Below are 26,481 nucleotides of genomic sequence, written 5' to 3' on the forward strand. Positions count from 1 at the left end.
CAACAGGGTGGAGCGATTCTGCCAAGCAGACTACCGCCACCAACGGGTACTCCCACATGGCCATTGGACAGAACAGGGCACCTACAGCACCGCACCCCCGGCGGCGAAGGCCGCCGTAACCTCTTTGATCTGCCCGCGGCACGTCACCGCCTGCCTGTCGGTCCGTAGTCCTACTGTGAAGTGCATGAGGTTTGCGGAGTTGGAGGGGTGAGCGATGGTCGCGGCGTTGCCGCGAAGCTCACCACGTATAAAACTGCTCTGTATGCAGCGCTCGTCTCGGCGGCCGGAGCCGCTCTGCTTTGGCTTTCGAATCTGACATGGTTTGAGGATCATTCCGCTCTTGAGGCAACGGCGAACCAACTTGGAGGGTTGCTCATCACGGTCGGTGGACTGGGCATCCTTTGGGACCTTCGCGGCAAAAGAGCGATCATGGATGAAATGCTCGAAAAGGCTCGAATCGCGTCCGACGTGAGCGCAGCGGGACTTGATCGAGTGACGATGAATTGGCTCGACGTCCCGTGGGATGACCTATTCCGTGATGCGAAGCACGTGTCGGTATTTATCTCCTACGGGAGTAGTTGGCGCAAGGTCCATTGGCCCAAGCTCCAAGAATTCGCAAAGGGCGAGCGAAACTCCTTGCGACTATTCCTCCCGGACCCAACCGATGAGCCGACGATGCGGGTCCTGGCGCAGCGCTTTGACTACACATTGGAAAAGATCCGTGCGAACGTTATTGAAACGGCGGAGGAGATAGCAAAACTAGGAATCGCGTACCCGGCGGACATTCGAGTCTATTACCGAGTGGGTGACCCGACCTACACCTGCTACCGCTTCGACGAGAAGGTGCTGGTAACGCTCTACTCGCACAAGCGCGAGCGTGGGGACGTGCCGACGGTGCTGGTGAAACGGGGCACGTTCCGGGACTTCTTTGTTCAGGACTTAGAAGCAATTGAGCGGCAGAGCTCGCCCGTTGCTTTGGCCGATCTCGTCGGAGGTGGAAAATGATAGGTAATATTCAACAAATCAATTTGGTCGACGGTGACGTTTCAGCGGACTTCGAATGGGCCGTCAGGGACGCGAGGATTGCAGCGTGGGACATCGAGACAAGCGGACTCGACTGGCGGCTTGACCGCATTGCGACCTGCCAGCTCCACGTACCGAATGTGGGAACGCAAGTCATCCGCATTAACGGCCACGAGCCTCAGCGATTGCGGGAATTGCTCACATCCAAGCGTGTCATCAAAGTGTTTCACCACGCGCCCTTCGATCTCCGGTTTATGAGGTACCACTGGAAGGCGACGGCCCGGAGTGTGGCCTGCACGAAGATTCTGTCGAAGATCGTTCGACCAGAAGCCGCTAGCGAAGAACACAGTTTGAAGCCCACATTGCAACGTTTCTTCGGGGTGACGTTAGACAAAGAGCAACAAACGTCAGACTGGTTGTCACCCTCACTGACCCCGGAACAGTTGAGCTATGCGGTGCGAGACGTTGAGTACCTAGTCCCTCTGTTACATAGGTTGATGGACGAGGCGCGCGCTAGCGGTGTGGCCGACATCGCGGAGCGGACATTCGACTACTTGCCTACTCGGGTAGAGACAGACATTCGCGGATGCGGTGACGTGTTTGCATACTAATGCGGTGTGAAGCCTCGGCGTCGCTCTAATGATTAAGGGCCGCGAAACTATTCGTTACGGTAGGCCTTCCGCTAAACACTATTGGAAGGGCATCGACGAGTCAATCGGGTGGCCATGAATGGTTCCACTGGCAGCATGAATACAAGCTTTCGGCGTAATAGTTCCATGCGTGAGCAGCCCCGGGGAAGCTGCGATACGTTCGCTACCGTCGGTTGGAGACGTGGTGAAGCGGATGCGCAGTGGGTCTATTCCTTAGCAGCTGCTGCCAGGAATCGCGTTGCGTTGCTGATCAACCCATGAGCCGAGGGCATTGAGCATGCCCTTCCCGGTTTCGAAGCTGCCGTCGGCAGGTTTGGCTGCCAGTGAGGCACCGAAGGTGCCACTGCTGTTGGTGACGAGAGCGATCTGGCGCACCAGATAGCCGCCGCCGGGATCCGGCCCCCAACCGCCCTTGGCTGCCACGTCGGCAAATGGCGCTAACCCCCATTGCTGATTGCCGTCCAGATTGCGCATAAGTTCCACAACGGGCTCGGCTGCCGCAATACAAGGCAACTCGAACGCGAAGACCGCTGCTTGTTCCTTCGGCCAAATAGTCTGTCCGTAGGGACTGTACGGCGGATGGACCTGTTCAGATTGAACGGTGACTGCGGTATCACCACCCTCGCGCAGCACAATATCCACAGCGCCGGCGGCGGTTTGTGGGTCGCCAAGCATGGCCCACAGCTGGTCGGCAGCGATATTGTCGGATTGCGAGATCGCCTGTTGTACTAAGGGCTTGGCTTCGGGTTCGTCTGCGCGTAGGGCGGCGATCGACAGCGGCACCTTGATGGTGGACCATGCTGCGCCGCCGGTCCAGGAACCGAAGACGGTACTGTGCTGGCCGTTGAACAGTGCGATGCCGACTTCCCCCGCTGGCATGGTGGCGGCGACGGCGTCGAAACTCGCGGTTAGATCTCCGGTCGGCGGCGGTGCTGGTGACGAGATGAGGTTCGGCGCAGGCGCTGTGGGCGAAACGGCCGTGACGGATACAGAAGATGGCGGCTGCCCTGTTGCGATCGGCAAGTTCGCAGGGGTGCTCGGTGTGCCGCTGATGTTGAGCGAACAACCCGCAAGGAGGAGGGCCGCAATGACCGAGGCCAGAAGTTGCCGACTAGTAGATGTGGACAACCGCGTTCACACCACCTCGGCAAGTGACCCAGTCGCTGACGCCGAAGGGGCCGCATTCGAGTACGTAGAGATTGCCCCGGCAGCGGGCGGAGCGTGGATCGCAGGGCACTCCGCCCGCGGCATAAATCGTGCTGGGTGAGGCGTTCGGTCCACCGGCATCCCAATACGCGGACAGGACGTTATCGACGAAGCGGCAACTGGTCTCGAGACTCCCGCGGACCGCGCGGCCACCGTCGCCAAGGTCTCCGGCCACCTCGAATCCCCCGTCGCAACGCTGTCCGAGGCCGTCGACTCCCGTGACCGCAGGTGGCGGCGCTGCAGGACGACGCGGCGACGGATTCGGGGCCGGCGCCGACGGCCGCTGTCCGGTTGGAAGCGAAGGCCGTTCGGGCACCGGGAGACGCGTCAGCGATGGGTTCTGCGCCGAGGCCTCACCTTCGTCATCATCGGACTGACCAGCGAACAAGCCAATCGCGATTCCGGCGACAGCGAGGACAAGCGCCGCGCAGACGGCGATACCGATCAGCATTGGCTTGGACATGCTCGGGCGCGACGGTGGCACGGTCGGCGGCGGGGGATGCAGCGCGGCTGGAAGGGGAGGCGCGGGACGAGTGTGCTGTTCGGTCGGAAAGTTGACGTGCGCAGCGGCCAAGGTGGCGTTGGGGTCACGGCCAGCTGGCGCGGAGAGCCCGCGCTGGGCGGCGCGGGCAAGCGCGCCCGCGCTTCCGTAGCGGTCGTCGGGTTCCTTCGCCATCCCCCGTTCGATCACGGCGTCAAGGGATGGTGGCACGCGGGGATTGGCGGCACTGGCGCGCGGCGGCGGCGTGTACAGGTGCGCATTGACCACCTGCTGCATGCTGTCGATCGCGAACGGCCGGGCCCCAGTGAGGGCTTCGTAAAGAACACACGAGAGCGAATAAATGTCGACGGACTTGGTGGCGTGGTCGCCGCTCAGCCGTTCGGGCGCCATATAGGCCCAGGAACCGACAGTCATGCCGGCTTGTGTGAGGTGTGTATCGCCCACCTTCTCCGCGATACCGAAGTCCAGAAGATGGGCGAAGTCGTCACCGGAGACTACGATGTTCTCCGGTTTGATGTCGCGGTGGATGAGCCCCTCTGCGTGCGCGGCGTCCAGTGCGGAGGCGACCTGACCGATGATGTGCACCGCCCGGACGGGGTCGAGGGGGCCGCCCACCGTCAGACTCCGCAGATCGGTGCCGCGGATGAGCCGCATGTCGATGTACAGATTGCCGTTGATCTCGCCCCAGTCATGAATGGGCACGACGTGTGGCTCCTGCAAAGAGGCGGCGGCGCTTGCTTCGCGGGTGAATCTGCTGCGGTAGCTGGGATCCTGGGCATACTGCTCCAGAAGGATCTTCAGGGCGACGATGCGGCCCTTCTGGGTGTCGCGCGCTTCGTAGACCTCACCCATGCCGCCACGGCCAAGCAGCGCGATGAGCTCGTACTTGCCGAATCGCGCGCCGGCCTTTGGCCGATCCGACGACGCCACCACCCCGATACCCCCTGTGCACTTTCTGTTTGCCAGTGAACCACAACCCGCCACTCAGCCGAGCAATAAGGGTCGATGAACGGGTGGTCAGTATTGCTGGTGACAGGTCTGCTCGGAACCTGAGAGTCCGGCGCGGAACGCTTCGATCCGGGTGAAGCCGGCCGGCACCGTCAATCCGTCAATTGTGCTGGCAATCAAACCGTTGGTAAGTAGTCCGCCGACGGCTTCATCGATGTCGCCGGCGGCAAGTTGCAGGCTGTTTCCACTCGGGAGTTCGATCGGGTCAGCCATGGCAGCTTGCGCGACGCCGGTCAGACAGGCAGTGAGCAGCGCCGTGCTCGGCGCATCGAGGGGCTGGCCTTGGGCGTGCTGCAATGACAGCGCGTACCGCGATGTGACTATCGAGAGGCCGGTGTTGTCACCCTGTGGCAATGCGTAGTCTGACGTGCCCGCCGGGACCGACATTGCTTGCAGAGCAGGTAGATCGACCAAAATCGTGTTGGTGCTCGGGCAGTACGACGCCGGCGGGCTGGCCGCACCGGTGGGGCACGATTGCCCATCGAAGGACAGTCCGGGTGGACTTTGTGGCGCATATATCTGGTCGAGAAGCTCGAGGAGCACCGACAGTGTGGACTCTTCGAGCGGTAGTTCGCCGGTTTGCACGCCTCCAGAGGAATCCCGTTGCAGAAGGATGGGCAGGTCCCCGCGTTCCCGTTCAATCGAAGCGAGATCGATAGCGGTGCAGGAGGGGGTGCCGTCAACGAAACCCTGCTGGAATGCCCGGGTGCGGTCGAGAGCGGTGCCATGGCCTTCCTCGACCATCTCTGCTTCCTGGGGGGACCACACCGGGTCGGCCAAGCTGATTGCACCGGCCAACACTCGATTGAGGCCGTCACCAGTGCTGAGGGTGAAACGGGGCGACCGCCCTTCGGCGACCCAGCGGCTGTAGGCACCGGCGAAGCAGTCAGCCTGCTGCTCCTTGACGATAGTCTCGGTGAACAGATTCACGATTTCAGCGCCGTGCTGGACGGCGTGGCCATACTCATGAGCGATCAGCGCGGCGACCGAAGTGTCCCCAAAGTACTGCTGGCCCGTCGGCACAAGAAAGCCGCGATCCCAGGCGATGGTTTCTTCGTCCGAGAACAGCGGAGAACACCACATAGCATTCGGCCGGTCGTAGGTTTCGATGCCGCACACCTCTTGACTGAACGGGTCTAGAGAGTCGTAGGACACCAGCTCGTCGACGGGGTCGAATGGTGCGCCGAACGTCTCGGGATAGGCTTGCTGCCAGAACATTTCAACATCATCGACTGCCGAGAGGACCAGGGCATCAACTGCGCCGCCATCGCTGTAGCCGGCCTCGCGTCGTGGTGCGGGCGCATCTTCCCGCCACCCGCTCGGGCCCTCGATCACTGGAAGGCCTCCGACGCGGTACTCCACCTGATTGTCCGCAGGACGGGATGTCGACCCGGGGGTTGAGGAGCATGCGGCGAGGAGTGCCGCGGTAAGCACCGCGGTGACGAACCGGCGAGTGGTGACGCAGTGAGCGAGCCGGGTATCAGTACCCGACGGCTTGTCAGTCAGCACGGGATTCTGAAACTCGGGTCTGTAGTGAAGTCCAGCCACTTCCCGTATGCGTCACCACCGGCGGAACGCACGGCGGCACAGACCTCGGCCACAGTGTCACCGGCTGGACGGTAGACGGCATAGATCGGGTCGCCCTCATCTGTCGCTGCGCGCAGCGAGGGGCAGGTCTGGTCGGTCCGAAGATAGGAGGCACCTGGATGCGCGGCCAGAAGGCGCTGGACTCCAGCTGCGTACTGCCCGGGCGTGGTGACCGACCCGAGGACGACGATCCCTTGGCCGTTGCAGCTCGGTTGGCTCATGGGTTGGCGTAGCGCAAGGTCGCCTGACGGTGCTGACGGAGCACGTGGCGGAGGCGCCGGGACGGGCGGAGGCGCGGGCGATGGGCTGTTGGGCTGAGTCACGGTGGCAGGCGGCGCAGTGCGCGTCACTGTGCGGGGTGGGGCGAGCGTTTCGGGCCATGCGGGGCGGGTGAGGGACGGAGATGGGGCAGCAGTAGGCGGAGTCGCCGCTGGTTGCCCGAGTTTTGCGCCGAGGAAGGCGACGGCTCCTACCGCCAGTAGCGCCGCGGCAACGCCGCCGGCGATCAGCGCCGTGCGCCGGCCAGAGGTATTCGCCACGAGTGTCGGCGAGGAAGTGACCCGCTCCTGCAATGGGACTCCACCCTGGACTGGAGGAGTGCGCGGTGACAATTGCGTGGCGTCATATGGACCGATAACGGCAGCGCCGGCGGACGTGTAGGCGGAACCACTACGGCCTGCGAGCGCGGCCGCGAAATCGCGGCAGGTGGGAAAGCGATGGTGTGGCTCCTTCGCCATCGCTGTCGCTAGCGCCGAGTCCATGTGTCCGAGGTCGTCGCGCAGCCTGCTCAGAATCGGCGGCGGTGAACTGAGGTGGTTACCGATTACCACAGCCGGATTGGAATCCCCGAAAGGTGCTGTCCCAGTGAGTAGGTGGAAAGCGGTGGCGGCCAACGCATACTGATCGGCCCGTCCATCGAGCGTCCTGCCGGTGAGTTGCTCAGGAGCGGCATACGCCACTGACCCGACCGTCATGTTGGTCGCCGTCAGCCCATTGCTGTCGTCCACACCGCGGGCGATACCAAAATCTGCCAGGACAACGCGGCGCTCGCCGTTGCGAGGATCGCTGAGCAAGATGTTTGCCGGCTTGACGTCACGATGCAGCAGGAACCGCTCGTGGGCGTAATCAAGGGCGTCTGCAATGGCCGCGATCACGCCGACAACCTCGCGGGGCGGCATCCCATATGGATATCGGTTGCGCATCAGTCGGGATGCATCGGTGCCTTCCACATAATCCATCGCGATCCACAACTGGCCGTCGTGTTCGCCGCGGTCGTGGATGGCAACAATGTGTGGGTGCCACAGGGCAGCGGCAATGTCAGCTTCACGTGCGAACCGTTGGCGGTAATCCGGATCGGCGCTCACGCTAGCCGGGAGAATCTTAAGCGCCTCCTGGCGAGGCAGCCGGGGATGCTGCACAAGATAGACCTCGCCCATCCCCCCGCTGCCCAATAAGCGCTGAATGGTGTATCCGGCAAAGACCGCCCCTTCAGCAATGGGCATGGGCGAATCTTAACCACCATCTCCGACGGGAACGACCGGTTCGGCCGGCAGTCGAGTTGGCGGACCTTGTGTATGTCCATAGTGAACTGGAGCCGTTTCCAAGCACCCCGGGCGGCATCAACCACATAGTTGACAGCGGAAGACGCCGCGCACCGGGATCGCCATCCGTATGGTCGGCGGCATGCACAAACGGGGGTCTGATGGAGTAGACGGCCCGCTCGCCGCCACGGTCAACCGACGGCAGCTCCTGGCCCTGGCTGGTGCGGCGGGGTTCGCGGCGACGTTGGGAGCTTGCGCTAACCAGTCGCAGGTGGCGAACTCCGCAATGAATGAAACTCCTCCTGCACCGACGGGGACTCCCGGAGCCACCGCTGCCACGGACGCCTCAGTAGAACCCGTGCCGCAGCCAATCGACACAGCGCTGCCACCGCTGGCGGTCTCGACGCCCATGCTCTGTCGCGACGCTTGGCGCGCACAACCAGCCCGGCCCGGTGGGGTGCCGCACACAATCACGCGAATGACGGTCCACCACACGGGCTCGGTACTCGGCGACAACCGCAACGCCCCGGCGCGGCTGCTTCAGCATCAGAAACTCCACCAAAACGAACGCGGATGGAGTGACATCGCCTATCACGTCGGCGTCGATCGCGGCGGCAACATCTACGAGCTTCGGGATCCACAGCTGGCCGGTGACACCGCGACTGAGTATGACCCCACTGGGCACTTTCTCGTTCTCTGCGAAGGCGACTTCGACCAGGAATCCGTAACACGCGAACAGCTGCATGGCGCGGCCATGGCATTCGCGTGGGCCGCTTCCACTTTCTCGATCAGCCCGAGTGTGGTTGAGGGACATCGAGATTTCGCCTCTACCGCATGCCCAGGCGCGGACCTCTACGGGTATGTGGCTTCGGGAGAACTCACACACCTAGTCAATGAGCTGATGGCCGCCGGCCCGGTCAACTTGCAGAAGATCTGCGGGCCCGAGGCTGCGGAGCGAGTAGCGGCCATAGAGGCTGGCGGATAGGCGGAATGGTCTTGCGCCGCGAATTTACGAGGTCGAGGCCTCACGCCCAATTTCGCCGGCGGACAGTACGGATTCTATCAGCCAGCAAACTCGCTCACTCGCGAACAGTTGACTGCCGGGGAGGGTAGGCTCCAGCCGATGAGGGGGATCATCTGGATACTCGGTCTGTCTGCCGGTGCGGGGGCGATCAGCGTGGGGGTGGCGGCCCCGGCGTCGGCCGGTTGTGAAACTCAGCCGTTCGCGCAGTATTGCGATGGACCCCTGCGGGCGGACGGCACTTTTGAACGGTGCCAGACTACGTTCGGCGGGCCGATTTTCGGTCAATATGGGCAGGTCAGCGGCGTGGTTCCGGGGACGTACCGGTGCTACCCGGTGAACACCGATGAGCCGTGGCCGGTGCTGCCATTGGGGCAGCCGCAACGTCACCTCTGGCCGTGACGCGCGGCAACCCCGTCGGTCTCGGCATTGCACTGGCCGGCGCAGCGACGATCATCCTCGGCCTATTTCTGCCGTTTAACGAGCCGACCGGCCCATTCGCGCGCATTCAGGACAACACGCTGATCCAGTCGGGTGGTTGGATTCTGCTGCTCCTGGCGATTGCAGTCGCCGCTGGCGCGACGCGGGCATGGATGAAGCCTGACGGTCAACTGTGGCTGCTCCCCCTGATCACCAGCGTCGTGATGGGTGGATGGATCGCGATTTTGGCGGCCGACGAGGACATGCGAACCCTCTATCCCATCGTCAATGGGACGCCGAATGCGGACGAACCGGGCGTCGTCGCTGCTCTCGGTATCGCCGTCTACGTCGCGGGGGCTGGAATCGTCGCGGCAGTCGCCGGATCGATGATGCTGAAGTTCTACCCGTCCACCCAGACAGGCGCGTCGGACTCGTTGGTGGAGCAGCGGCAGCGTCGCAAATGCCCGGATTGCGCGGAGCTGATCATGATCGACGCCAAGGTGTGCAAACACTGCGGCTACCGCTTCGCGCAGCCGGCGTCTAATCAACCCGCCAAGCCTAAGCAGTCGGCGAAGCCAGTGTCGGTCGTGGACGTCGCGGACACTCCAGCGAAGGGGTCAAGGTGACGGTGAACTGCCCGCGATGCGATGCGGAGCAGCGGATACCGGTTGGCGCGGAGCGGTTTCGGTGCGGCCTTTGCCGCGAAACGGTGGATACCGCGTAGCGCGTCATCAGGCGCAACAGCTCCAATCAGCGGGGCGTTCATGCCGTGCGGCCGGGTGTGTCGCGGTGCAGCAGGCGTTCCCGTGGCCTCGGGCGTGCGTCTGTTGGGGCGTGAGCGGCAAGCACAGCCCCTCCGCCGGGTAGTTGAAGTTCGATGTACCAGTCCAGAACTAGTACGTCGCAAAAGTGGTGCCCGGGACGGCTCGCTGCCTCGGATACATGGATCCGGCTGGTGCGAGACAGCGAGGCAACACGATGAAGCAGTCGCTCCAGGCACAGACGACCGGAATCACAGGCGTGCGCAGCTAGTTTCGGCGGTCTGCGCCATCGATGATCGCGATGAGCCCATCGGTGAGTTCCTCGGCGTTGGTGCGCCATTTGGCTGTGGTGAGCAGGCCACTCATTTCCAAGCCTGCGGCGCCGTGCACACCAGTCAACATTATCGCTGCATAGCGCTGGGCCTCCTGCTCACCGACGACCTCGGTGACGATGGCGAGGAATTCATCGCATAAGCGTTGCGCGGCGTGGACTACGGCGGTCGGATCTCCGGCAGGTGTCGTGAACATCAGCCGGTACAGGTGCGGTTGTCGCCGGCTGAGCGTGATGACATCGAGGAGAGCAATCCGCAGCCTCTCGACCGGTTCGAGGTGCGAATCATTCTGCAGTGCGTGCATTTTGGAGCTGAGTCGATCCCACCCCTCGGCGGCTATCGTGGTCAGCAAGCTCTCCTTGTCGGCGAAGTGCCGGTAGGGCGCACCGCGGCTCACCCCGGCCTGTGCGCCGACTGCTCGCAGCGTCACGGCGTCGGGGCCCCCGCTGTCCAGCAGCTGCGCGGCCTCATCGAGAAGCGCGCGACGCGTGGCAGCTGCAGATTCGATGCGACTCATCTCCGCAGTTCCTTTCAGAGTTGACACTGTCATCTTAAACGGTATGGTTATTCAGATGACATTGTCATCTGAATCCGAGCTTGCCGTCGTCACGGGTGCTTCCACCGGCATCGGCGCGGCCACGGCGCATGAACTGGCTCGGCGGGGATTCCACGTGCTGGCCGGTGTCCGGCGAGAGCGGGACGCCGACGCCATTCGCGCCCCTGGCATCGAGCCGATGATCCTCGACATCACCGATCCGGACCATGTCCAGAACCTAGCTACTCGGATCTACGACGACCCGCAGCGCCGTCGACTTCGGGCGCTGGTGAACAACGCCGGCGTCGGGGTGAACGTCCCGGTCGAGACGTATCCGCTTGACGAATGGCGATACCTGTTCGAGGTCAACCTCTTCGGCCACATCGCCGTGACACAGGCACTCCTGCCGGCGTTGATCCGCGCCCAGGGCCGGGTTGTCAACATCAGTTCGGTGGGCGGCAGAATCGCTATGCCCACCTACGGGCCCTACGCGGCCACGAAGTTCAGCCTCGAGGCCGTAAGCGACGCGCTCCGGCGTGAACTCGCGCCCTCGGGCGTCCGGGTGGTCGTGGTGGAACCGGGCGCCATCAGAACCGAGATGCCCGGCCGCGCCATCGCCACCGCCGCGGATCTCGCGTCGCGGATGACAGTCACTCAACGCCAGCGTTACGGCGCACTGGTGCACGCGATCAACGCACAGACCGCCGCCCACAGCGGCCGAGGTCTGCCGCCGCAAGCCGCGGCCGACGTGATCGCCAGGGCTGTCACGGTTCGTCATCCACGCACGCGCTACACCGTCGGCCGCGAAGCCGCACTCCTCGCCCTTGTGCGCGTCCTGCCCGACCGGATGCTCGACCGAATGCTCGCCGCCGCGCTGCGCCCCTACCGCGCTGACGCCGTGGTCATGAGCGCCTCCGATACTTCCCGCTGACGCAGCACTCACAGACCTCGGATAAGGACGATCATGCGTGTCAATGCTTTTGCCGCCGCCACTCCCGGCGCCGACCTATCCCCCTACGAGTACGACGCAGACGAGTTGGGACCGCTCGAGGTCGACGTCGAGGTGACGCACTGCGGCATCTGCCACACCGATCTGATGGTCATCGACAATGACTGGGGCACAGAAGTGCCCGCAGTCGCTGGCCACGAGGTCGCGGGCATCGTCGCGGCCGTCGGGCCAATGGTCGACACCAACCGGCTGGCGGTCGGTCAACGCGTCGCCGTCGGCGGCGTAGCCGGGTCCTGCATGAGCTGCGAATATTGCCTGACCGGTCGGCACCAACTGTGCGCCCTCAGAGACAGCATGGCCTTTCGGGGCGACCGCGGCGGCTTCGCTTCCTCGGTGCGCGCCAGCGACTGGCGCTTCGTGTTCCCGCTTCCCGAGGCCATCGAACTCGAACACGCCGGCCCCATGCTCTGCGCGGGGGTAACTGCCTTCGCGCCCTTCGTCCGGCACAACATCAAGCCCGCCGATCACGTCGGCATCGTCGGCATCGGCGGACTCGGTCACCTGGCCATCCAATTCGCCCGGGCGTGGGGATGCGAGGTGACAGCCATCTCCACCTCACCCGACAAGCGCGACCAAGCCGTCGCACTGGGGGCTGACCACTTCATCGCAACCCGCGGCACCGATGAGGTGGCCCAAGCGGCGGGCACTTTCGACTTCATCATCTGCACGGTCCCGGCCGACCTTCCGTGGGACGACTACTTGGCGTCCTTGAAGCCGCAGGGAACGCTCATCGTGGTCGGCGCATCGGAGAGCGCCATGCAGATCGATCCTCTCTCACTGGTGTTCGCCGAGAAGAAGATCTCCGGTGGGCTGGTGGCCTCGCCGGATGAAACCCGGCAGATGCTCGATTTCGCCGCTCGCACAGGCGTGCGGCCAGTGGTCGAGGTCTTCGCCATGACTGACATCAACGCGGCGCTTGCCCGCGTCCGATCCGGTGACATCCGATTCCGGGCGGTCCTCTCCACACGCTGAGCGCGAGGAAGGGAGGGGCACCGCCTGGTGCGAGCCTGGGGGCTATACCGTCCAGCCGGTGGCTTGCGGCCACCGCTCCACGATCTCACCGTCGCACCTCAGCGTCACGAAGTCGTACCCCTCACCTACCGCCTCCGCGGTCTTGTCGGCATAGACCCGGCGCGCTTCGTCTTCGGCTCCCTGGACGATCGACGTCTCTTCGGCCCCGTCGCTACGGTCGGCGGTGTCGTACAGCCTGGCGACGACGACCTCCCACACCTGTGCCGAAGTCGGTTCTTTCCCAGCGATCACCGGAGCTCCCTTCTCTCGACCGAGGGAGTACCCGCTGTGCTGCAAGGGTCACACAGGCGCCACTTCCCGAACGGCGGAGAAGGTAGGCACAGCGTTTACGCAGCTTTTCCCAGGTTCGGCGGCGGATGGCTTGGTCGGCGGCGATAATTTCAGCGTGTCCGAATCTTCGCGCCGCCGAATCCTGAGCCATCCCCTGGCCCTTGTCGGCCTCGTGGTGCTGGTGGTCGCCGCTGCCGTCGGCGCTTACTGGTTCCAACCGTGGAAGCTGTTCACCAGCACAACCGTGGACGAAGCTCCACCCGCCGCCGTCGCCACCGGCGACGCGCCGGAGGTGACGGCCACCGGTGCCGCGACCATCGACGTCGTCGCCCAGGGCGAACTGGTCAGTCAGGAGCACGAGACCACTGGCACGGTGCAGATGCTGCGGTTGCCCGACGATTCCCTGGTGGTGCGGGTCTCCGACCTCAACACCAGCGACGGCCCCGACCTCAAGGTGTGGCTGACCGACGCGCCGGTGACACCCGGGACCGACGAAGCAGGCGTGTTCGACGACGGCCGCTGGGTCGATCTGGGATCGCTGAAGGGCAACCGGGGAAGCGCCAACTACCCGGTGCCCGCCGACGCCGATGTCGACGGCCTGACCAGCGTCAGCATCTGGTGCGACCGGTTCAACGTGTCGTTCGGCGCCGCGGAGCTGTCGCCGCCAGTGTGACCGGTCCGCCCGAGGTGAGTCGCCAGTCCACCACCTCTACCGCCCGGCCGGTCTCCTGCGGCCGCTTCTCCACGACTACGCAGGTGCCGCGCCGCGGGCGGCGGAGAACGCGTCCACCAGCTCGGGGATCTCGCGCAGATGCCGGCGCAGCACCGCGACGCTGGCATCGGCGTCGTTGGCGTCGAGGGCGGCGACGAGTTCGCGATGCTCGCGCTCGATGGTGGCCAACCGGCTCGGCGCCTCGACGAGGGTGCGGGTGCCCAGCCGGACCTGGCGGGGCTGCAGCGAGTCGTAGAGCTCGGCGATCACCGCATTGCCCTGATGCCGGACGATCTCCGCGTGGAACTGCTGATCCAGCTGGGCGAACCCGTTCCAGTCCCCCACCTGGCCCGCCTGCTCCATCTCCTCGACCAACACCCGCGCGCGTGCCGGGAGGCCGGCCTGGCGTTGACAGATCGTCTGCAGCGCAGCGGATTCGAGCACGAAGCGCGCCTGGTAGATCTCGCGCATCTCCAGCGCGGTGACCACCCGCACCTGTGCCCCCCTGCGGGGTAGGAGGTCGACGTACCTCTCCACCTGGAGCCGCTGCAGGGCTTCGCGGACGGGAGTCCGTGACGTACTCACACGCGCGGCGAGCGCTACTTCGTCGATGAACTCGCCCTCGGCGTACTCGCCGCTGAGGATCGCATCGCGGATCCACCCATAGGCGCGCTGGCTGGCGGTGGCCTTGGCCGTCTCCGCGCCGCTGCGGCTTCCGATGGGGGGCATGAAAGCCATTCAACCATTTACACCGCGTGCATTCTTCGTGTATACAACATGTGTACAGACTGAGTTCACACCACGCCACTGTCACCCCGAGAAGAGGCGAAGCGTTGACGAACCAATCCGGACCGCCACCCGGGACCGGGGCCGCACCCCGTCATCCGGCGTTCTCCATCTGGCTCACCGAACCTTCCGCGGCCGCCGTCGAGATGGGCAGCCTGGCCGGGTACGACACCGTGGTGCTCGACATCGAACACGGCCTCTTCGACCTGCGCGCACTGGACTGGATCATCCCGCTCATCCGGGCCAAGGGCATGCGGGTGATCGCCAAGGTGCTCGGCCCGGAGCGCGGCCCGATCCAGCAGGCGCTCGACTTCGGCGCCGACGCCGTCGCGATCCCGCACATCACCTCCGCCGCCCACGCCGCCCGAATCTGCGGATACGCGAAGTTCCCGCCGCTGGGCGACCGGTCGTTCGCCGGCGGGCGGACCTCTGATTTCCGCGGGTTCACCGATGATTGGGTGAGCACCCAGGACCGCCGCACCCAGTGCTACCCGATGATCGAGGATGCCTCCGCGTTCGACGAGATCGACGCGATCCTGAACCTGCCCGTCGTCGACGGGATCTTCATCGGTCCGTCGGACCTGTCACTGCGTCGGGACCGCGGCGCCTACACCGTGACCGAGGGCGACCTCGCCGACATCCGCCAGCTGGCCCGGGCCGCCAACGCCGCCGGCAAGCCGTGGCTGCTCCCGGCCTGGAGCGACGCCGAACAGCGCCTGGCCGTTGCGGAAGGCGCGCACACCGTCGTCGCCACCATGCAGTACGGCGCCATGCTGGCCGGGTTCACCGCGACGATGCAGAACCTCCGGAAGATCACTGCGGACGAGAGAGGAAACCGATGAATCTGACTGCCGCAGTAGCCCAATTCGCCCCGACCGAGGACAAGGCGGCCAACGTCGAGGCGATGATCGATCTGCTCCGCCAAGCCGCCGAGCTCGGCGCCGAACTGGTGGTGCTACCCGAGTACGCGGTGTTCACGGTGCCGTCGATGGACGACCGGTTCGTGCACACCGCCGAACCCCTCGACGGTCCGTCGGTGACCCGGCTCGGGGAGGCCGCCGCCGAACTCGGCGTGTCGGTCATCGTCGGTGTCAACGAGGCCGCCGAGGAGGGCAGGATCCACAACACCCTCGTCGGAATCCAAGACGGCGCCATCGCCGCCGTCTACCGCAAGGTCCACCTCTACGACGCCTTCGGGTACAAGGAATCCGATCGGGTGCTCGCGGCCGACCCCTCCACCCCAGAGTTGTTGCGAGTCAACGGATTCACCGTAGGTATGCAGACCTGCTACGACCTTAGGTTCCCGGAGACGACGCGGGTGCTGGTCGACGAAGGCGCCGACGTGATAGCCCTGCCCGCCGAGTGGGTTCCCGGGCCGCTCAAGGAATACCACTGGAACACGCTGCTGCGGGCCCGGGCCATCGAGAACACCGTCTACGTCCTGGCCGCCGATCAGATCGCCCCTGCCGGATCAGGCAACAGCGCGATCCTCGACCCGATGGGCATCCCGTTGGCCGCGCTCGGCGAGGCCGCCGGCGTCGGTGTGGCCCGCCTCGAGCGCAGCCGCCTCGACAGCGTGCGCACCGTCAACCCGGCGCTGTCCCTTCGCCGTTACCGGGTCCAGCCGGAGGTGCGGTGACATGACCGGAGCCACCCATCGCCTGCGCGCGGCCGTCGCGGTCGTCGCTGCGGCCGTGTGCGCGGCTGCGTCGGCGGGCTGTGCCGTCAGCGACGGACAGTTCGTGCTGCACTACACGACCTACTCGTCGCCGACCTCGGATCAGTCGGTGACCATGCAGCGGTGGGCCGAGGAGGTCGAGGACCGCACCGATGGCGGAGTGCGGGTCAAGTTCCACTACTCGCAGAGCCTCGTCGATGCGGATGAGGCGCTGCAGGCGACGCTGGACGGCCGGGCCGATCTGGCCCAGGTCGGCTCGCTGTACTCCGCGTCGGACCTGTCCATGTTCACCGTCATCGAGTTGCCGTTCGAGACCAACAACCCCGAAGTGCAGATGACCGCCATCGAGCGGCTCTACGAGGAGAACGACACCTACCGTAGGGATTTCGACCGCCAAGGCGCGCAACTGCTGTTCCCTCTGCCGCTGGGCATCAACCTGATCGGTCTCGAGGAGCCCGCCCCGAACCCCATGGCGTTGGCGGGGCGCAGTATTCGCTCCGGCGGCCTCACTTCCGAGGCGTTGCTCACCGTGGGCGCGAACCCCGTGGCGATGACCGCGACCGACGTCTACGAGTCCATGGAACGGGGCGTCATCGACGGGTACACCTCGCTGGCGATCGCCAACCTCCCCACGTTTGGGTTGGCCTCGACCACGCCGTATCTGGTCGACCCCGGAATCGGCGCGTACGCGTCCTCGATCGTGGTGATCAACGCCGAACTGCTGGAGTCGATGCCGCCGGAGTATCAGGACGCGATCGGTGAAGCGTCCGGCAACGCCATCCCCAACGGCTTGGAGGAGATGGACAAGCTCGGTGTCCAAGCCTGCACCGACCTGCGTGCGACCGGCGCGCAGTTGGCGACGATGCCGCCCGCGGATATTCAGGCGTGGAAGGACCGCGCCGGGATCGCCCAGCAGTGGGTGGACCGCTACGCCGAACGGGGTTACGACGCTGAGGGTGTGCTCGCCGACTACCGCCGGATCATCGGCGAAGAGTCTGCGCGCTCGACGTACGTCGATCCGTTCTATGCGTGCCTCGAGGGGGAGATCCGATGACCGAGGACGTCACGCTTCCCCGGCCGGTGCTGGTGGTCGCACGGACCTTGAGTGTCGTGGCCGGCATCCTGTTGGTCGGGCTGATCCTGCTGACCATCGCTGACGTGGTCAGCCGCAATTTCCGTGACCGCTCGATCGTCGGGACCGTCGAAATCGCCACGATGCTGCTGGTCGCCATCGCCTTCCTCGGCCTGGCGTCCGCCGAGGCCGACGGCCGGCACGTGGTGGTCGAGCTGTTCGAGAGTCGCTTCGGGGTGCGCACCCGGATGGTCTTCTCGGTGCTGCGCACGCTGCTGTTGATCGGGCTCGGAGTTCTGCTCACGTGGGGGCTGAGCGAGGTCCTGCTCAGCGCCGTCGAGCGCGGTGAGACGACGAACGACATTCTGCGGCTGCCCACCTGGCCGGCGAAGGTGGTGCTGCTCGCGTCGTTCGTGTTGTTCTTCGCCGTCGCGGTGTGGAGGGAAGTCCTCACCATCTCGGCGCTGCGTGCCGAGCCGAGCGGAGCGCACCGATGACCGCCACCACAGGATTGATCCTGCTCGTCGTCCTCGTGCTGTTCTTCGGCCTGCTGGCCATCCGGCTTCACGTGGGCCTGTCGCTGATGGCCTCGGCGTTCGTCGGCGTGCTGTTGCTGCGTGGCACCGGCGCCGGCGTCAGCACCGTCGCCAACCAGCCGTTCTCCACCGCAGCCGACTACTCGCTGACGATCATCCCGCTGTTCATCGTGATGGGGATCTTCGCCGTCCGGGCCGGACTCGCCCAAGCCGGTTTCGACCTGGCCTCAGCGCTGTTGCGCCGACTTCCGGGCGGGCCTGCACTCGCGTCACTGGCCGGGTCCGGAATGTTCGCCGCGGTCACCGGTTCGAGCGTGGCCACCGTCGCCACCATGGCGCGGGTCTCCACCGACGCGATCGTCCGCGCCGGGTACAGCATCCGGCTGGCCGCGGGAGTCGTCTGCGCCGGAGGAACACTGGGCGTGCTGATCCCGCCCTCGATCGTCCTCGTGCTCTACGGCGTGGTCACCGAAGAAAGCATCGGACAACTCCTGATCGCCGGGATCGGCCCCGGTGTGGTCACGATCGCCGCGTACGCGGTCGCGATCGTCGCGCTGGTCATGTGGCAGCGGCGCCGCGCCGCACAACGAGCAGAGGTGGATGCCACCACCGACCCGGAAGGCGAGTCCGGCAAGGCGCTGTCCGAAGAAGCAGCCGAATCCGGCGGGCCAGGCCGCCTCGACCTGCTGGGGTTCGGCTACCTGGTCGTCATCTTCGCCGTGTCCATCGGCACCATCTACCTGGGTCTGGCCACCCCGACCGAGGCGGCGTCCTTCGGTGCGTTCGCCGCGCTGATCATCCTGCTGCTGCGAACCCGCCCGCCGGCCTGGCTGCACGAGATCAAAGAAGCGCTGACCGAGGCCATCGGCCTGACCGCGATGACCTTCCTGCTGATGATCGGCGCCGGGGTGTTCACCTACGTGCTGGCGCTGAGCGGGGCGAGCACCTCCTTGGTCTCCGCGGTCACCGAGGCCGACCTGCCGCCGTACCTGGTGCTGGTGCTGTGTCTGATCGTCCTGCTGCCGCTGGGAATGTTCCTCGACGGCATCTCGATGATCCTGATCGCCGCGCCGCTGCTGCACCCGATCCTGACCGGCTACGGATTCGACGGGATCTGGATCGGTGTGCTCATCGTCAAGGTCGCCGAGATGGCGCTGATCACGCCGCCGGTCGGCATGAACGCGTTCGTCTACTCCGGTGCTGTCCGCGAGGCCGGGTTGGGCCGCGTCTTCCGCGGCGTCGTGCCGTTCATCGTCGCCGACGTCGTGGTGGTGGCGCTGCTCATCGTGTTCCCCGCCATCGTCACGTTCCTGCCGTCCATGTCCGCCGCGCAGTAGCCGCCCCCCACCCCCGGTGGGAGGATCGCGGTGACGAGGGGAGCCGATTGATCGTGCGTTATCCACCACAAGACGCGTTCGCCGACGAGGTCTCGCACTGGGACGACATCCCCGGATGGTTCCACTGGCGCGAGGGCCAGCAGGAAGCCGTCACCGTGTTCCCCGAGGGCAGCACGTTCGTGGAGGTCGGCTCGTATCTGGGCCGCAGCCTGTGTTCACTGGCCGACGTGGTGCGCGGCTCGGGACGTGACTACACGGTCATCGGGGTGGACACCTGCCGCGGCAGCGGGCAGGAAGGCCCGGCCAACAAGAACGCCCACGGTCCCGCGGTCGAATACGGCGGCGGGACGTTCGCAGGCCTGTTGCACCGCAACGTGATCGCCTGCGGCTTCGCCGACACGGTGCACGTCTTCATCAGCTCGTCGCCCAGGGCGGCCGACTTCTTCACCGACGGCTCCCTGGCATGGGTGCACCTCGACGCCCGGCACGACTACGACAGCGTCGTCGCCGACATCGACGCATGGGCACCCAAGGTGCAGCCGGGTGGCTGGCTCTCCGGCGACGACTACGACGACCGCTTGTGGCCCGGGGTCGTCACCGCGGTGTGCGACCGGTTGCCCGACGCCCACGGCTGGCTGACGGCACAGTGGCGGTGGCTCAAGCCCTGAGTCGACAGGTCCGACCGGCGCGCACCACCACCATATGACCCAGTTCACGCGCCGGTAGCATGGTGACCCAGCTGACACCCGTGACCCTCCAGTGAGATCGGAGCGACATGAACTCCGTTGTCCTCGCCGTGGTCGGCGTCGCCATGATGATCCTCGGGTACGTGCTGTACTCGAGGTTCCTGGCCCGCCGCGTCTACAAGCTCCAGGACTCCTTCGTCACCCCCGCCCACGAGCTCAGTGACGGCGTGGACTACGTGCCCACCAACAAGTACGTGCTGTGGGGCCATCACTTCACCTCCGTGGCGGGGGCGGCACCCATCGTGGGGCCCGCGATCGCCGTCATCTGGGGGTGGGTGCCGGCCTTCCTCTGGGTGACCATCGGCACCGTCTTCTTCGCCGGCATCCACGACCTCGGCGCCCTGTGGGCCTCCAGCCGGCACAAGGGCAAGTCCATCGGATCCCTATCCGGGCAATACATCGGCCACCGCGGGCGCAACCTGTTCCTGGTCGTGATCTTCCTGGTCCTGCTCATGGTCAACGCCGCGTTCGCCGTGGTCATATCCGGCCTCCTCGTCAACACGCCCACCGCGGTGATTCCCACCTGGGGCGCCATCGTCGTCGCGCTGCTCATCGGTCAGGCCATCTACCGGCTCAAGTGGAGCCTGCCCCTCGTCTCCGTCATCGGCGTCGTGGCTCTCTACGCCCTGATCCTGGTCGGCGACCGCTTCCCGGTGGTGCTGCCGGAGACGGTCCTCGGAATGTCGGCGAACGCGTTCTGGATCGTGGTCCTCTTCCTCTACGCCGGCGTGGCCTCGGTACTTCCCGTGTGGATGCTGCTGCAGCCGCGCGACTACATCAACGGTCTCCAGCTGTTCATCGCCCTGGGCATCCTCTACGGCGCCGTGCTGATCTCCGCTCCGACCGTGGTGGCGCCCGCATTCAACGACTCTTTGCCCGAGGGCACGCCCAGCCTCGTGCCGCTGCTGTTCGTGACCATCGCGTGCGGTGCGATCTCCGGGTTCCACGGGATCGTGGCCTCGGGCACGTCCTCCAAGCAGCTGGACAAGGAGCCGGACGCCCGCTTCGTCGGCTACTTCGGTGCGGTCGGCGAGGGGCTCCTCGCGCTGGGCGCCATCATCGCGACCACCGCCGGGTTCCGGACCATCGCCGACTGGGAGGCCGTCTACTCCGCGTTCGGCCAGGGCGGGGTGTCCGCGTTCATCGAGGGCGGCGCCGCCATCGTCAACCAGGGCCTGGGCCTCCCCGACGGGCTCAGCGCCACCATCCTGGCGACCATGGCCATCCTCTTCGCGGCCACCACCATGGACACCGGTATCCGCCTGCAGCGGTTCGTGGTGCAGGAGGCGGCCCACATCATCGGCTTCTCCCTCAACAAGGCCCTGGCCACCGTGATCGTCCTCGGCGTGGCCATGGGCCTCACCTTCGGCGCCGGCGGGGACGGGTCGGGCGGAATGCTTATCTGGCCCCTTTTCGGCACCACCAACCAGCTGCTGGCCGGCCTCACCCTGTCGATCGTGGCCGTGATCCTGCTGCGCAAGGGCCGCCCGGTGCTCCCGGTGCTCGTCCCGCTCGTGTTCCTGCTCGTGATGTCGGTCTACGCCCTGATAGTCCAGATGGGTGAGTTCTGGGCAACCGAGAACTGGTTGCTGCTCGTGCTCGACGTCATCATCCTGATCGCCGCGGTGTGGGTCATCTTCGAGTCCGTGATCGCGATGTCCCACGCGAAGAAGAGTCCGCCCGAGCTCGACGAGGACGCGATGGAGGGCGCGGCGCCGGGGAAGCGGTCCTCCCGGTGAGCCGGTGACGGTAATAGGCCGGCTGCGCTGCGCGCAGGCCCGACTCGGTGCGGGCCTGCACGAGTTCTACGTGGCGCCCTACCGGCGCACCTTCGCCCGTGCCCAGCGCGACGAGGAGGACCTGTTCATGATGCTCGTCCTCTCTGAGGCACTGGGCGTGCCCAACCCCGCCAGCTACTACACCGTGGAGCTGCTGCCCGTGGTCTATGACCGGTTCCACGACTGGCACCGGCGGATGGGCATGGAACGCTCTCCCCTGGAGCACGTCTCGTGCTGCTAGAGCTCGCCGCCGCCCGCCGGGTCCTGTTCGTCGGAGGCAAGGGCGGTGTCGGCAAGACCGCGGTCGCCTCCGCCACCGCCCTCGCCCAGGCCCGCGCCGGCCGGCGGGTGCTCGTCGTCTCGACCGACCCGGCCCACAATCTCGGGCACCTGTGGGAGCGCCCGATCGGGGACCGGATCACCCCGCTCGCCCGTAACCTCGACGGGCTCGAGGTGGACCCGGCCGCCACGGCCGACGCGCACCTCGCCGCCGTGGGCGCCACGATCCGCCGGCTCATGCCCGAGCACCTCGCGGCCGAGGTCGACAAGCACATGGAACTTGCCCGCGACTCGCCGGGCACGCACGAGTCAGCGGTGCTGGAGCGGATCGCCGAGCTCGTTGACACGGGCCCGGACGACTACGACCTGATCGTCTTCGACACCGCCCCGTCCGGGCACACCGCCCGGCTCATGGCCCTGCCCGAGATCATGTCCGCCTGGACGGAGGGGCTGCTGCGGCGCCGCGGCAGGGCGGAGAAGTTCGGGGCCGCCCTGCGTGGCCTCGAGGACCGGGACGCCGCGGGCGAGAGCATCGTCGGTACCGAGAGGCCCCGGGATCCCCGCGAGGAGCGCGACCTGGAGATCCGGCGCATCCTGCTGCGCCGCCGCGAGCGGTTCGAGGTTCTGCGGGAGATCCTGGTGGACGCCGAGCGCTGCAGCTTCGTCATCGTCCTCGCGGCCGAACGGCTGCCTGTCCTCGAGACCGTCGAGCTGCACGAGCAGCTGGTCCGGGACGGCGTGCACGTGGGGGTGCTCGTGGTCAACAAGCGCTCGCCCGCCGACGCCGGAGACTTCCTTGCCGAGCGCCGCGCCCTGGAGGAGGTGCACGTCGCCGTCCTGCGCGGCGCCCTCCCGGACGTCCCGCTGCTGCAGGTCCCCCTGCTGCCGGGGGACATCGTGGGCCAGGAGGCGCTCGAACGGTTCGGGGACGCGCTCGCCCAGGCGGATCACGGGACCGTGACAGCCCGGGAATCAATCGGACCACAGTCCGGTTGACTCCGGTATGCCTGCCATCACCGCCGATACGCTCACCCTGCCCCGCATCGCCGGCCCCGCCGCGTCCGACACCGAGCGCCCCGTGCGGTCGGTCACCACCGGCCCCCGCGGCTACGAGGGCGAGGGCTTCCCCGTCGTCCGCGCATTCGCCGGCGTCAGCGCCCGCGACCTCGACCCGTTCGTCCACATGGACCAGATGGGTGAGGTGGAGTACCAGCCCGGCGAGCCGCGCGGCACCGACTGGCACCCGCACCGCGGCTTCGAGACCGTCACCTACATGATCGACGGGCGCTTCGCCCACCAGGACTCCCACGGTGGCGGCGGCCTGATCACCGACGGCGCCACGCAGTGGATGACCGCGGGCTCGGGAATCCTGCACATCGAGACCCCGCCTGCGGAGCTGGTCGAGAGCGGCGGGACGTTTCACGGCATGCAGCTGTGGGTGAACCTGCCCAAGAAGGACAAGTTCGCCGCACCCCGGTATCAGGCCATCGAAGGCAACCAGGTCAGGTTGCTGTCCTCCGAGGACGGCGGTGCGCTGGTCCGGGTGATCGCCGGTGAGGTCGATGGCCATGGCGGACCGAGTGCGACGTACACCCCGATCACGTTGGCGCACGCCACCGTCGAGCCGGGCGCCCGGCTGAACCTGCCGTGGAACCGCGACTTCAACGCGCTGGTCTACGTGCTGTCGGGCCGCGGCACGGTCGGACCGGTCGGCCACCCCGTCGCCCAGGGGCAGCTCGCCGTGTTCGGCCCCGGTGACCGGATCACCGTGGCCGCCGACGGTGCGCAGGACTCCAACCGGCCCGCGCTCGAGCTACTGCTACTGGGCGGCAAGCCGATCCGCGAACCCGTGTTCCAGTACGGCCCGTTCGTGATGAACTCCAAGTCCGAATTGGTCCAGGCGGTCGAGGACTTCAATGCCGGCAAGTTCGGCTCGATCCCGCCGAACGCGTTGATGCCGCACCGCCCGCTGCGCTGAGCTCCGCCGGAACGGTATTCCAGCAGGGCTTTTGCGACAAAGTGCCTGCTGGAATACCGTTCCGGCGAAGTCAGGGCTCCCGCAGCGGCCAGACCAACTCCAGCTCGCCGAGCAGCGCGGCGACGGTCAGCAACGGCAGTGCCGCCGACACGCCGAGATCGTCGTCGCGTGCTTCGGAGCGCAGCGCGAGCACGAAGTCGTCGGCGATCGGCACCCACGACCCCTGCGGGTCGAACCGCCCCGCCAGCCGGTCGCAGATCGCGTCGGCGTGCGACTCCAGAACCACACGCACTTTCGGGTAAGCCGACAGCGGCGGCGGCGTGGGGATGTCGGCGATCAGATCGGCCGCCGAGCGCAGCCGGATCGCCCGGTTGAACGATCGCACGATCGGCGCGCGGAAGTCGGTCTCTCCGCTGCTCTCCGAAAGGTACTGGCGCACCGCGTCATCGATCACCCGCGAAGCGGCCAACGCGTTGTAGCTCAGCGTCGCCACCTCATCGGTGCGCTCCTCGAACGCGCCGCGGGTGATCCGCAGCACCGCCGCCTGCAGATACCGCGCGAAGATGGTGCGCGCCGAGTCGATCGCCCGCGTCACCGACGCGGTGGCACCGCGGGGCCAGAGCAGCACCGAGACGAACACCCCCACCAGCGCGCCGATCACGACGTCCTCCACCCGGATCAGGCCCACCTGCCAACCGGTAGGGACCACGAGGTTGAAGATGATCAGCACCATCATCGTGAACGCTGCCTGCCCCGCGGTGAACGAGGCGATCTCCGGGACATAGGCCGAACCGAACACGGCCAACGGCAGCAGGATCCACAGCACCGCCGGGTCCACACCGACCAGCGAGATCAACACGGCGCCGAGGAGGAAGCCGATGCCGGTGCCGATCACGGCGCGCCACACCCGGGTGCCGGTGGTCAGTGCGCTGCTGCGCAGCACCGACAGCGCACCGAGCACGACCCAGAAGCCGTGCTCGACCGGGAACAGATGGGTGACTGCCACGGCCAGCGCCAGCCCGAGGCCGGTGCGCAGGCTGTTGCGGAACGCCACCGCCCGGTTGGCGACGAACCCGGACGTGATCTGGGCGGCGACAACGGTTTCGGGCAGCAGTCGGTCCGACGCTCCCGTCTCGGGCAGTCGCAGCCCGAACGCCCGCGCCCAGACCGGGCGCGCGTCGGCGGCGGCCGCGGCGGCGATGATGCGACCGGTCGCGCCGATGGTGGCCGCGATGGTGCGCCGCCGCAGTAGCTCCCGCCCCAGCACCACCGCATGCGCGTCGTCGGGGGCGCCGAGGATGGCGGCGAGGTCTTCGCGGTAGCGGCCGCGCGCGGCGGTGCGCAACGCGACCAACGCCAACTCCAGATCGGCGCGGGCGGCGTCGCGGCGCGCCACCCGGGTGATTCGCAGCACCGCGGCCGAGTCCCGCAGCACCCGCACCGCGGGATCCTTCATGTCGGCCAGTGCCGCGCCCGCCTGTTCGCCGGCGCGGTCGGTGACCCATTCGAGATCGTCGACCACCCGCACCAGCGCCCTACTGCCCGCGGTCAGCCCGACCGGGCGGAAATCGGCGCCGAGGAAGTTGGCGCGCAACGCGTCCATCGCCGCGGTCACCTCGTCAGCGGAGGCGCGGCCGTCCAGCCGGTCGGCCAGGGCGCGGCAGGCCCGGGCGGCGTGGCGGCGCAGTTCGCCGTGGTGCCGGGGTGGCAGCACGAACAGCGCGGCAGGCACACACACTGCCAACGCGATGGTCCACCCCAGGAGCCGTTCCTCGACCGGTGCCGGAGGAGTGCACGCCGGCAGGACGAACGTCAGCAACGTGGCGCGCTGGCCCGCCGCGACTGTCTCGCTGAGCACCCCCGAGAACGTCACCGCCACCCCGAGAACGAACATCAACAGCACCGCCGGAACCGGAAGCGGCGCGACCAGCGTGCCCAGCGTGATCATCACGAAGCCGTTGAGCGCCAGCCCGGCGTAGGCCACGGCCCGGTTCTGCCGGTTGCCCGGGAAGTCGGAGAACACCAGCAGCGCCACCGACCCGAAGACGGTGAACAGCGGTGTCTGCGCACTTTCCCCGGCGACGGCGAAACTCAGCGCCCCGGCCAGCGGCACCACCAGCGCGGCACGCATCGCGCGCCGCAGCCCGTCGTTCTCCGGGTCGCGCCGTTGGACGCGGCGGGTGATGCGGTGCCGCAGACCGTCCGCAGCGATGACCATCAGTGGGCGAGCACCTTGATGCCGATGACCAGCACTCCGACCCCGGCGAGTAAGACAACCGTCAGAATTTGCTGCCACCACGGCAATTGCGTCCTGCGGACGGCCAGCAGCGCAATCAGGCCGAGCTCGCCGACCAGGATCCACTTCGCGACCCACAAGGCGGTATCGGTCTCCAGCACCCCGAAACCCGCCACCGCCAGCGCCAGCAGCGGCAGCAGACAGGCCTCCAGAATCTGGCCGGAGGCCTGCAGCATCCGCCACACCTCCACCCCGTGCGGAGCCCGCTCATGCACGCTGAGGTGCGCGACGAAGTCGGCGAGCAGACTCGCCGCCCACAACCCGCCCATCGTGACCGCGACGTCGATCATCCGGTCCCAGGCGCTGGTGAAGTCGCCGGTGTAGTGCGTGAGCACTGCGAGCAAAGCCAGGCAGGAGATGGCGCCGTAAAGGCGTTCCCGCAGCAT

Annotated in this window: 27 protein-coding genes; 18 read left to right on the forward strand and 9 right to left on the reverse strand. The window is 66.6% G+C overall.

Going from position 1 to position 26,481, the window contains the following annotated elements; translation table 11 throughout:
• Positions 1 to 207 precede the first annotated feature (207 nt).
• Both G6N53_RS05320 and G6N53_RS30585 read left to right on the forward strand, forming a co-directional pair.
• On the forward strand, positions 208 to 1,005 hold the full coding sequence (locus tag G6N53_RS05320; protein ID WP_163887560.1) for a hypothetical protein: 798 nt from the start codon (positions 208 to 210) through the stop codon (positions 1,003 to 1,005).
• On the forward strand, positions 1,002 to 1,634 hold the full coding sequence (locus G6N53_RS30585; protein WP_163887561.1) for a ribonuclease D: 633 nt from the start codon (positions 1,002 to 1,004) through the stop codon (positions 1,632 to 1,634). The genes G6N53_RS05320 and G6N53_RS30585 overlap by 4 nt, the downstream gene beginning before the upstream one ends.
• A 252-nt stretch (positions 1,635 to 1,886) precedes the next feature.
• Here G6N53_RS30585 and G6N53_RS05330 read toward each other — a convergent pair whose 3' ends face one another.
• The 4 genes from G6N53_RS05330 to G6N53_RS05345 form a co-directional block, all read right to left on the reverse strand.
• Positions 1,887 to 2,801: a serine hydrolase gene (locus G6N53_RS05330; protein ID WP_237166420.1), complete on the reverse strand. Its 915-nt coding sequence runs from the start codon at positions 2,799 to 2,801 to the stop codon at positions 1,887 to 1,889.
• Complete coding sequence (locus tag G6N53_RS05335) at positions 2,785 to 4,311, reverse strand: serine/threonine-protein kinase (protein WP_237166421.1); 1,527 nt, start codon at positions 4,309 to 4,311, stop codon at positions 2,785 to 2,787. The genes G6N53_RS05330 and G6N53_RS05335 overlap by 17 nt, the downstream gene beginning before the upstream one ends.
• Before the next feature lie 87 nt (positions 4,312 to 4,398).
• A complete protein-coding gene (locus G6N53_RS05340) occupies positions 4,399 to 5,895 on the reverse strand; it encodes a neutral zinc metallopeptidase (protein ID WP_276000844.1) in 1,497 nt (498 codons plus the stop codon).
• On the reverse strand, positions 5,892 to 7,478 hold the full coding sequence (locus G6N53_RS05345) for a serine/threonine-protein kinase (RefSeq protein ID WP_163887562.1): 1,587 nt from the start codon (positions 7,476 to 7,478) through the stop codon (positions 5,892 to 5,894). The genes G6N53_RS05340 and G6N53_RS05345 overlap by 4 nt, the downstream gene beginning before the upstream one ends.
• Before the next feature lie 517 nt (positions 7,479 to 7,995).
• On the opposite strand from G6N53_RS05345, the gene G6N53_RS30080 reads away from it, so the two are divergent.
• The 3 genes from G6N53_RS30080 (at position 7,996) to G6N53_RS05355 (ending at position 9,584) form a co-directional block, all read left to right on the forward strand.
• Positions 7,996 to 8,502 carry a peptidoglycan recognition protein family protein gene (locus G6N53_RS30080; protein ID WP_163887563.1) on the forward strand — a complete coding sequence of 169 codons (507 nt, stop codon included), beginning with the start codon at positions 7,996 to 7,998 and terminating at the stop codon, positions 8,500 to 8,502.
• A 138-nt stretch (positions 8,503 to 8,640) separates the two neighbouring features.
• Positions 8,641 to 8,940, forward strand: a complete 300-nt coding sequence (locus G6N53_RS30730; RefSeq protein ID WP_435405308.1) for a CDGP domain-containing protein — start codon at positions 8,641 to 8,643, stop codon at positions 8,938 to 8,940.
• Positions 8,937 to 9,584, forward strand: coding sequence for a zinc ribbon domain-containing protein (locus G6N53_RS05355; protein ID WP_163887564.1), 648 nt, complete (start codon positions 8,937 to 8,939; stop codon positions 9,582 to 9,584). The genes G6N53_RS30730 and G6N53_RS05355 overlap by 4 nt, the downstream gene beginning before the upstream one ends.
• A 402-nt stretch (positions 9,585 to 9,986) precedes the next feature.
• Here the strand turns inward: G6N53_RS05355 and G6N53_RS05360 are convergent, their stop codons facing one another.
• Complete coding sequence (locus G6N53_RS05360; RefSeq protein WP_163887565.1) at positions 9,987 to 10,568, reverse strand: TetR/AcrR family transcriptional regulator; 582 nt, start codon at positions 10,566 to 10,568, stop codon at positions 9,987 to 9,989.
• A gap of 55 nt (positions 10,569 to 10,623) precedes the next feature.
• Between G6N53_RS05360 and G6N53_RS05365 the strand changes: the two genes are divergently transcribed.
• Together G6N53_RS05365 and G6N53_RS05370 are read left to right on the forward strand one after the other, a co-directional pair.
• A complete protein-coding gene (locus tag G6N53_RS05365; protein WP_163887566.1) occupies positions 10,624 to 11,517 on the forward strand; it encodes an SDR family NAD(P)-dependent oxidoreductase in 894 nt (297 codons plus the stop codon).
• Positions 11,518 to 11,550: 33 nt separating this feature from the next.
• Positions 11,551 to 12,567 carry an NAD(P)-dependent alcohol dehydrogenase gene (locus tag G6N53_RS05370; protein ID WP_163887567.1) on the forward strand — a complete coding sequence of 339 codons (1,017 nt, stop codon included), beginning with the start codon at positions 11,551 to 11,553 and terminating at the stop codon, positions 12,565 to 12,567.
• A gap of 42 nt (positions 12,568 to 12,609) precedes the next feature.
• Here G6N53_RS05370 and G6N53_RS05375 read toward each other — a convergent pair whose 3' ends face one another.
• Positions 12,610 to 12,858 (reverse strand): hypothetical protein, encoded by a 249-nt coding sequence (locus tag G6N53_RS05375; RefSeq protein WP_237166423.1) that lies wholly within the window; start codon positions 12,856 to 12,858, stop codon positions 12,610 to 12,612.
• Positions 12,859 to 13,012: 154 nt separating this feature from the next.
• Here G6N53_RS05375 and G6N53_RS05380 point away from each other — a divergent pair, with 154 nt between their 5' ends.
• On the forward strand, positions 13,013 to 13,570 hold the full coding sequence (locus tag G6N53_RS05380) for a DM13 domain-containing protein (protein WP_205390296.1): 558 nt from the start codon (positions 13,013 to 13,015) through the stop codon (positions 13,568 to 13,570).
• A 75-nt stretch (positions 13,571 to 13,645) separates the two neighbouring features.
• On the opposite strand, the gene G6N53_RS05385 is transcribed toward G6N53_RS05380, so the two are convergent.
• Complete coding sequence (locus G6N53_RS05385; protein ID WP_163887568.1) at positions 13,646 to 14,338, reverse strand: GntR family transcriptional regulator; 693 nt, start codon at positions 14,336 to 14,338, stop codon at positions 13,646 to 13,648.
• 104 nt (positions 14,339 to 14,442) lie between these two features.
• Here G6N53_RS05385 and G6N53_RS05390 point away from each other — a divergent pair, with 104 nt between their 5' ends.
• The 10 genes from G6N53_RS05390 to G6N53_RS05435 all read left to right on the forward strand — a co-directional run bounded on the left by G6N53_RS05390 (position 14,443) and on the right by G6N53_RS05435 (position 23,799).
• A complete protein-coding gene (locus tag G6N53_RS05390; protein ID WP_237166424.1) occupies positions 14,443 to 15,237 on the forward strand; it encodes an HpcH/HpaI aldolase family protein in 795 nt (264 codons plus the stop codon).
• A complete protein-coding gene (locus G6N53_RS05395) occupies positions 15,234 to 16,034 on the forward strand; it encodes a carbon-nitrogen hydrolase family protein (RefSeq protein WP_163887569.1) in 801 nt (266 codons plus the stop codon). Before G6N53_RS05390 ends, G6N53_RS05395 begins: the two co-directional genes overlap by 4 nt.
• A gap of 1 nt (position 16,035) precedes the next feature.
• On the forward strand, positions 16,036 to 17,127 hold the full coding sequence (locus G6N53_RS05400) for a C4-dicarboxylate TRAP transporter substrate-binding protein (RefSeq protein WP_163887570.1): 1,092 nt from the start codon (positions 16,036 to 16,038) through the stop codon (positions 17,125 to 17,127).
• Entirely contained in the window at positions 17,124 to 17,642 is a 519-nt protein-coding gene (locus tag G6N53_RS05405; RefSeq protein ID WP_163887571.1) for a TRAP transporter small permease subunit, read from the forward strand. Before G6N53_RS05400 ends, G6N53_RS05405 begins: the two co-directional genes overlap by 4 nt.
• The gene (locus G6N53_RS05410) at positions 17,639 to 19,018 is read left to right on the forward strand and encodes a TRAP transporter large permease (protein WP_163887572.1); all 1,380 of its coding nucleotides are present in this window, start codon (positions 17,639 to 17,641) and stop codon (positions 19,016 to 19,018) included. The genes G6N53_RS05405 and G6N53_RS05410 overlap by 4 nt, the downstream gene beginning before the upstream one ends.
• Positions 19,019 to 19,071: 53 nt before the next feature.
• A complete protein-coding gene (locus tag G6N53_RS05415; RefSeq protein ID WP_163887573.1) occupies positions 19,072 to 19,686 on the forward strand; it encodes a class I SAM-dependent methyltransferase in 615 nt (204 codons plus the stop codon).
• Between the two features lie 107 nt (positions 19,687 to 19,793).
• Positions 19,794 to 21,503: a carbon starvation CstA family protein gene (locus tag G6N53_RS05420; protein ID WP_163887574.1), complete on the forward strand. Its 1,710-nt coding sequence runs from the start codon at positions 19,794 to 19,796 to the stop codon at positions 21,501 to 21,503.
• Positions 21,504 to 21,507: 4 nt separating this feature from the next.
• Positions 21,508 to 21,783, forward strand: a complete 276-nt coding sequence (locus G6N53_RS05425; RefSeq protein WP_237166425.1) for a cory-CC-star protein — start codon at positions 21,508 to 21,510, stop codon at positions 21,781 to 21,783.
• A complete protein-coding gene (locus G6N53_RS05430) occupies positions 21,774 to 22,817 on the forward strand; it encodes an ArsA family ATPase (protein WP_163887575.1) in 1,044 nt (347 codons plus the stop codon). Before G6N53_RS05425 ends, G6N53_RS05430 begins: the two co-directional genes overlap by 10 nt.
• A 7-nt stretch (positions 22,818 to 22,824) precedes the next feature.
• Positions 22,825 to 23,799: a pirin family protein gene (locus tag G6N53_RS05435; RefSeq protein WP_163887576.1), complete on the forward strand. Its 975-nt coding sequence runs from the start codon at positions 22,825 to 22,827 to the stop codon at positions 23,797 to 23,799.
• Between the two features lie 70 nt (positions 23,800 to 23,869).
• On the opposite strand, the gene G6N53_RS05440 is transcribed toward G6N53_RS05435, so the two are convergent.
• Positions 23,870 to 26,017, reverse strand: coding sequence for an FUSC family protein (locus G6N53_RS05440; protein WP_163887577.1), 2,148 nt, complete (start codon positions 26,015 to 26,017; stop codon positions 23,870 to 23,872).
• Positions 26,017 to 26,481: a hypothetical protein gene (locus G6N53_RS05445; RefSeq protein WP_205390517.1), complete on the reverse strand. Its 465-nt coding sequence runs from the start codon at positions 26,479 to 26,481 to the stop codon at positions 26,017 to 26,019. The genes G6N53_RS05440 and G6N53_RS05445 overlap by 1 nt, the downstream gene beginning before the upstream one ends.

Origin of the sequence: Mycolicibacterium hippocampi (assembly GCF_010723735.1) — a bacterium.
GTDB classification, from domain to species: Bacteria; Actinomycetota; Actinomycetes; order Mycobacteriales; family Mycobacteriaceae; genus Mycobacterium; species Mycobacterium hippocampi.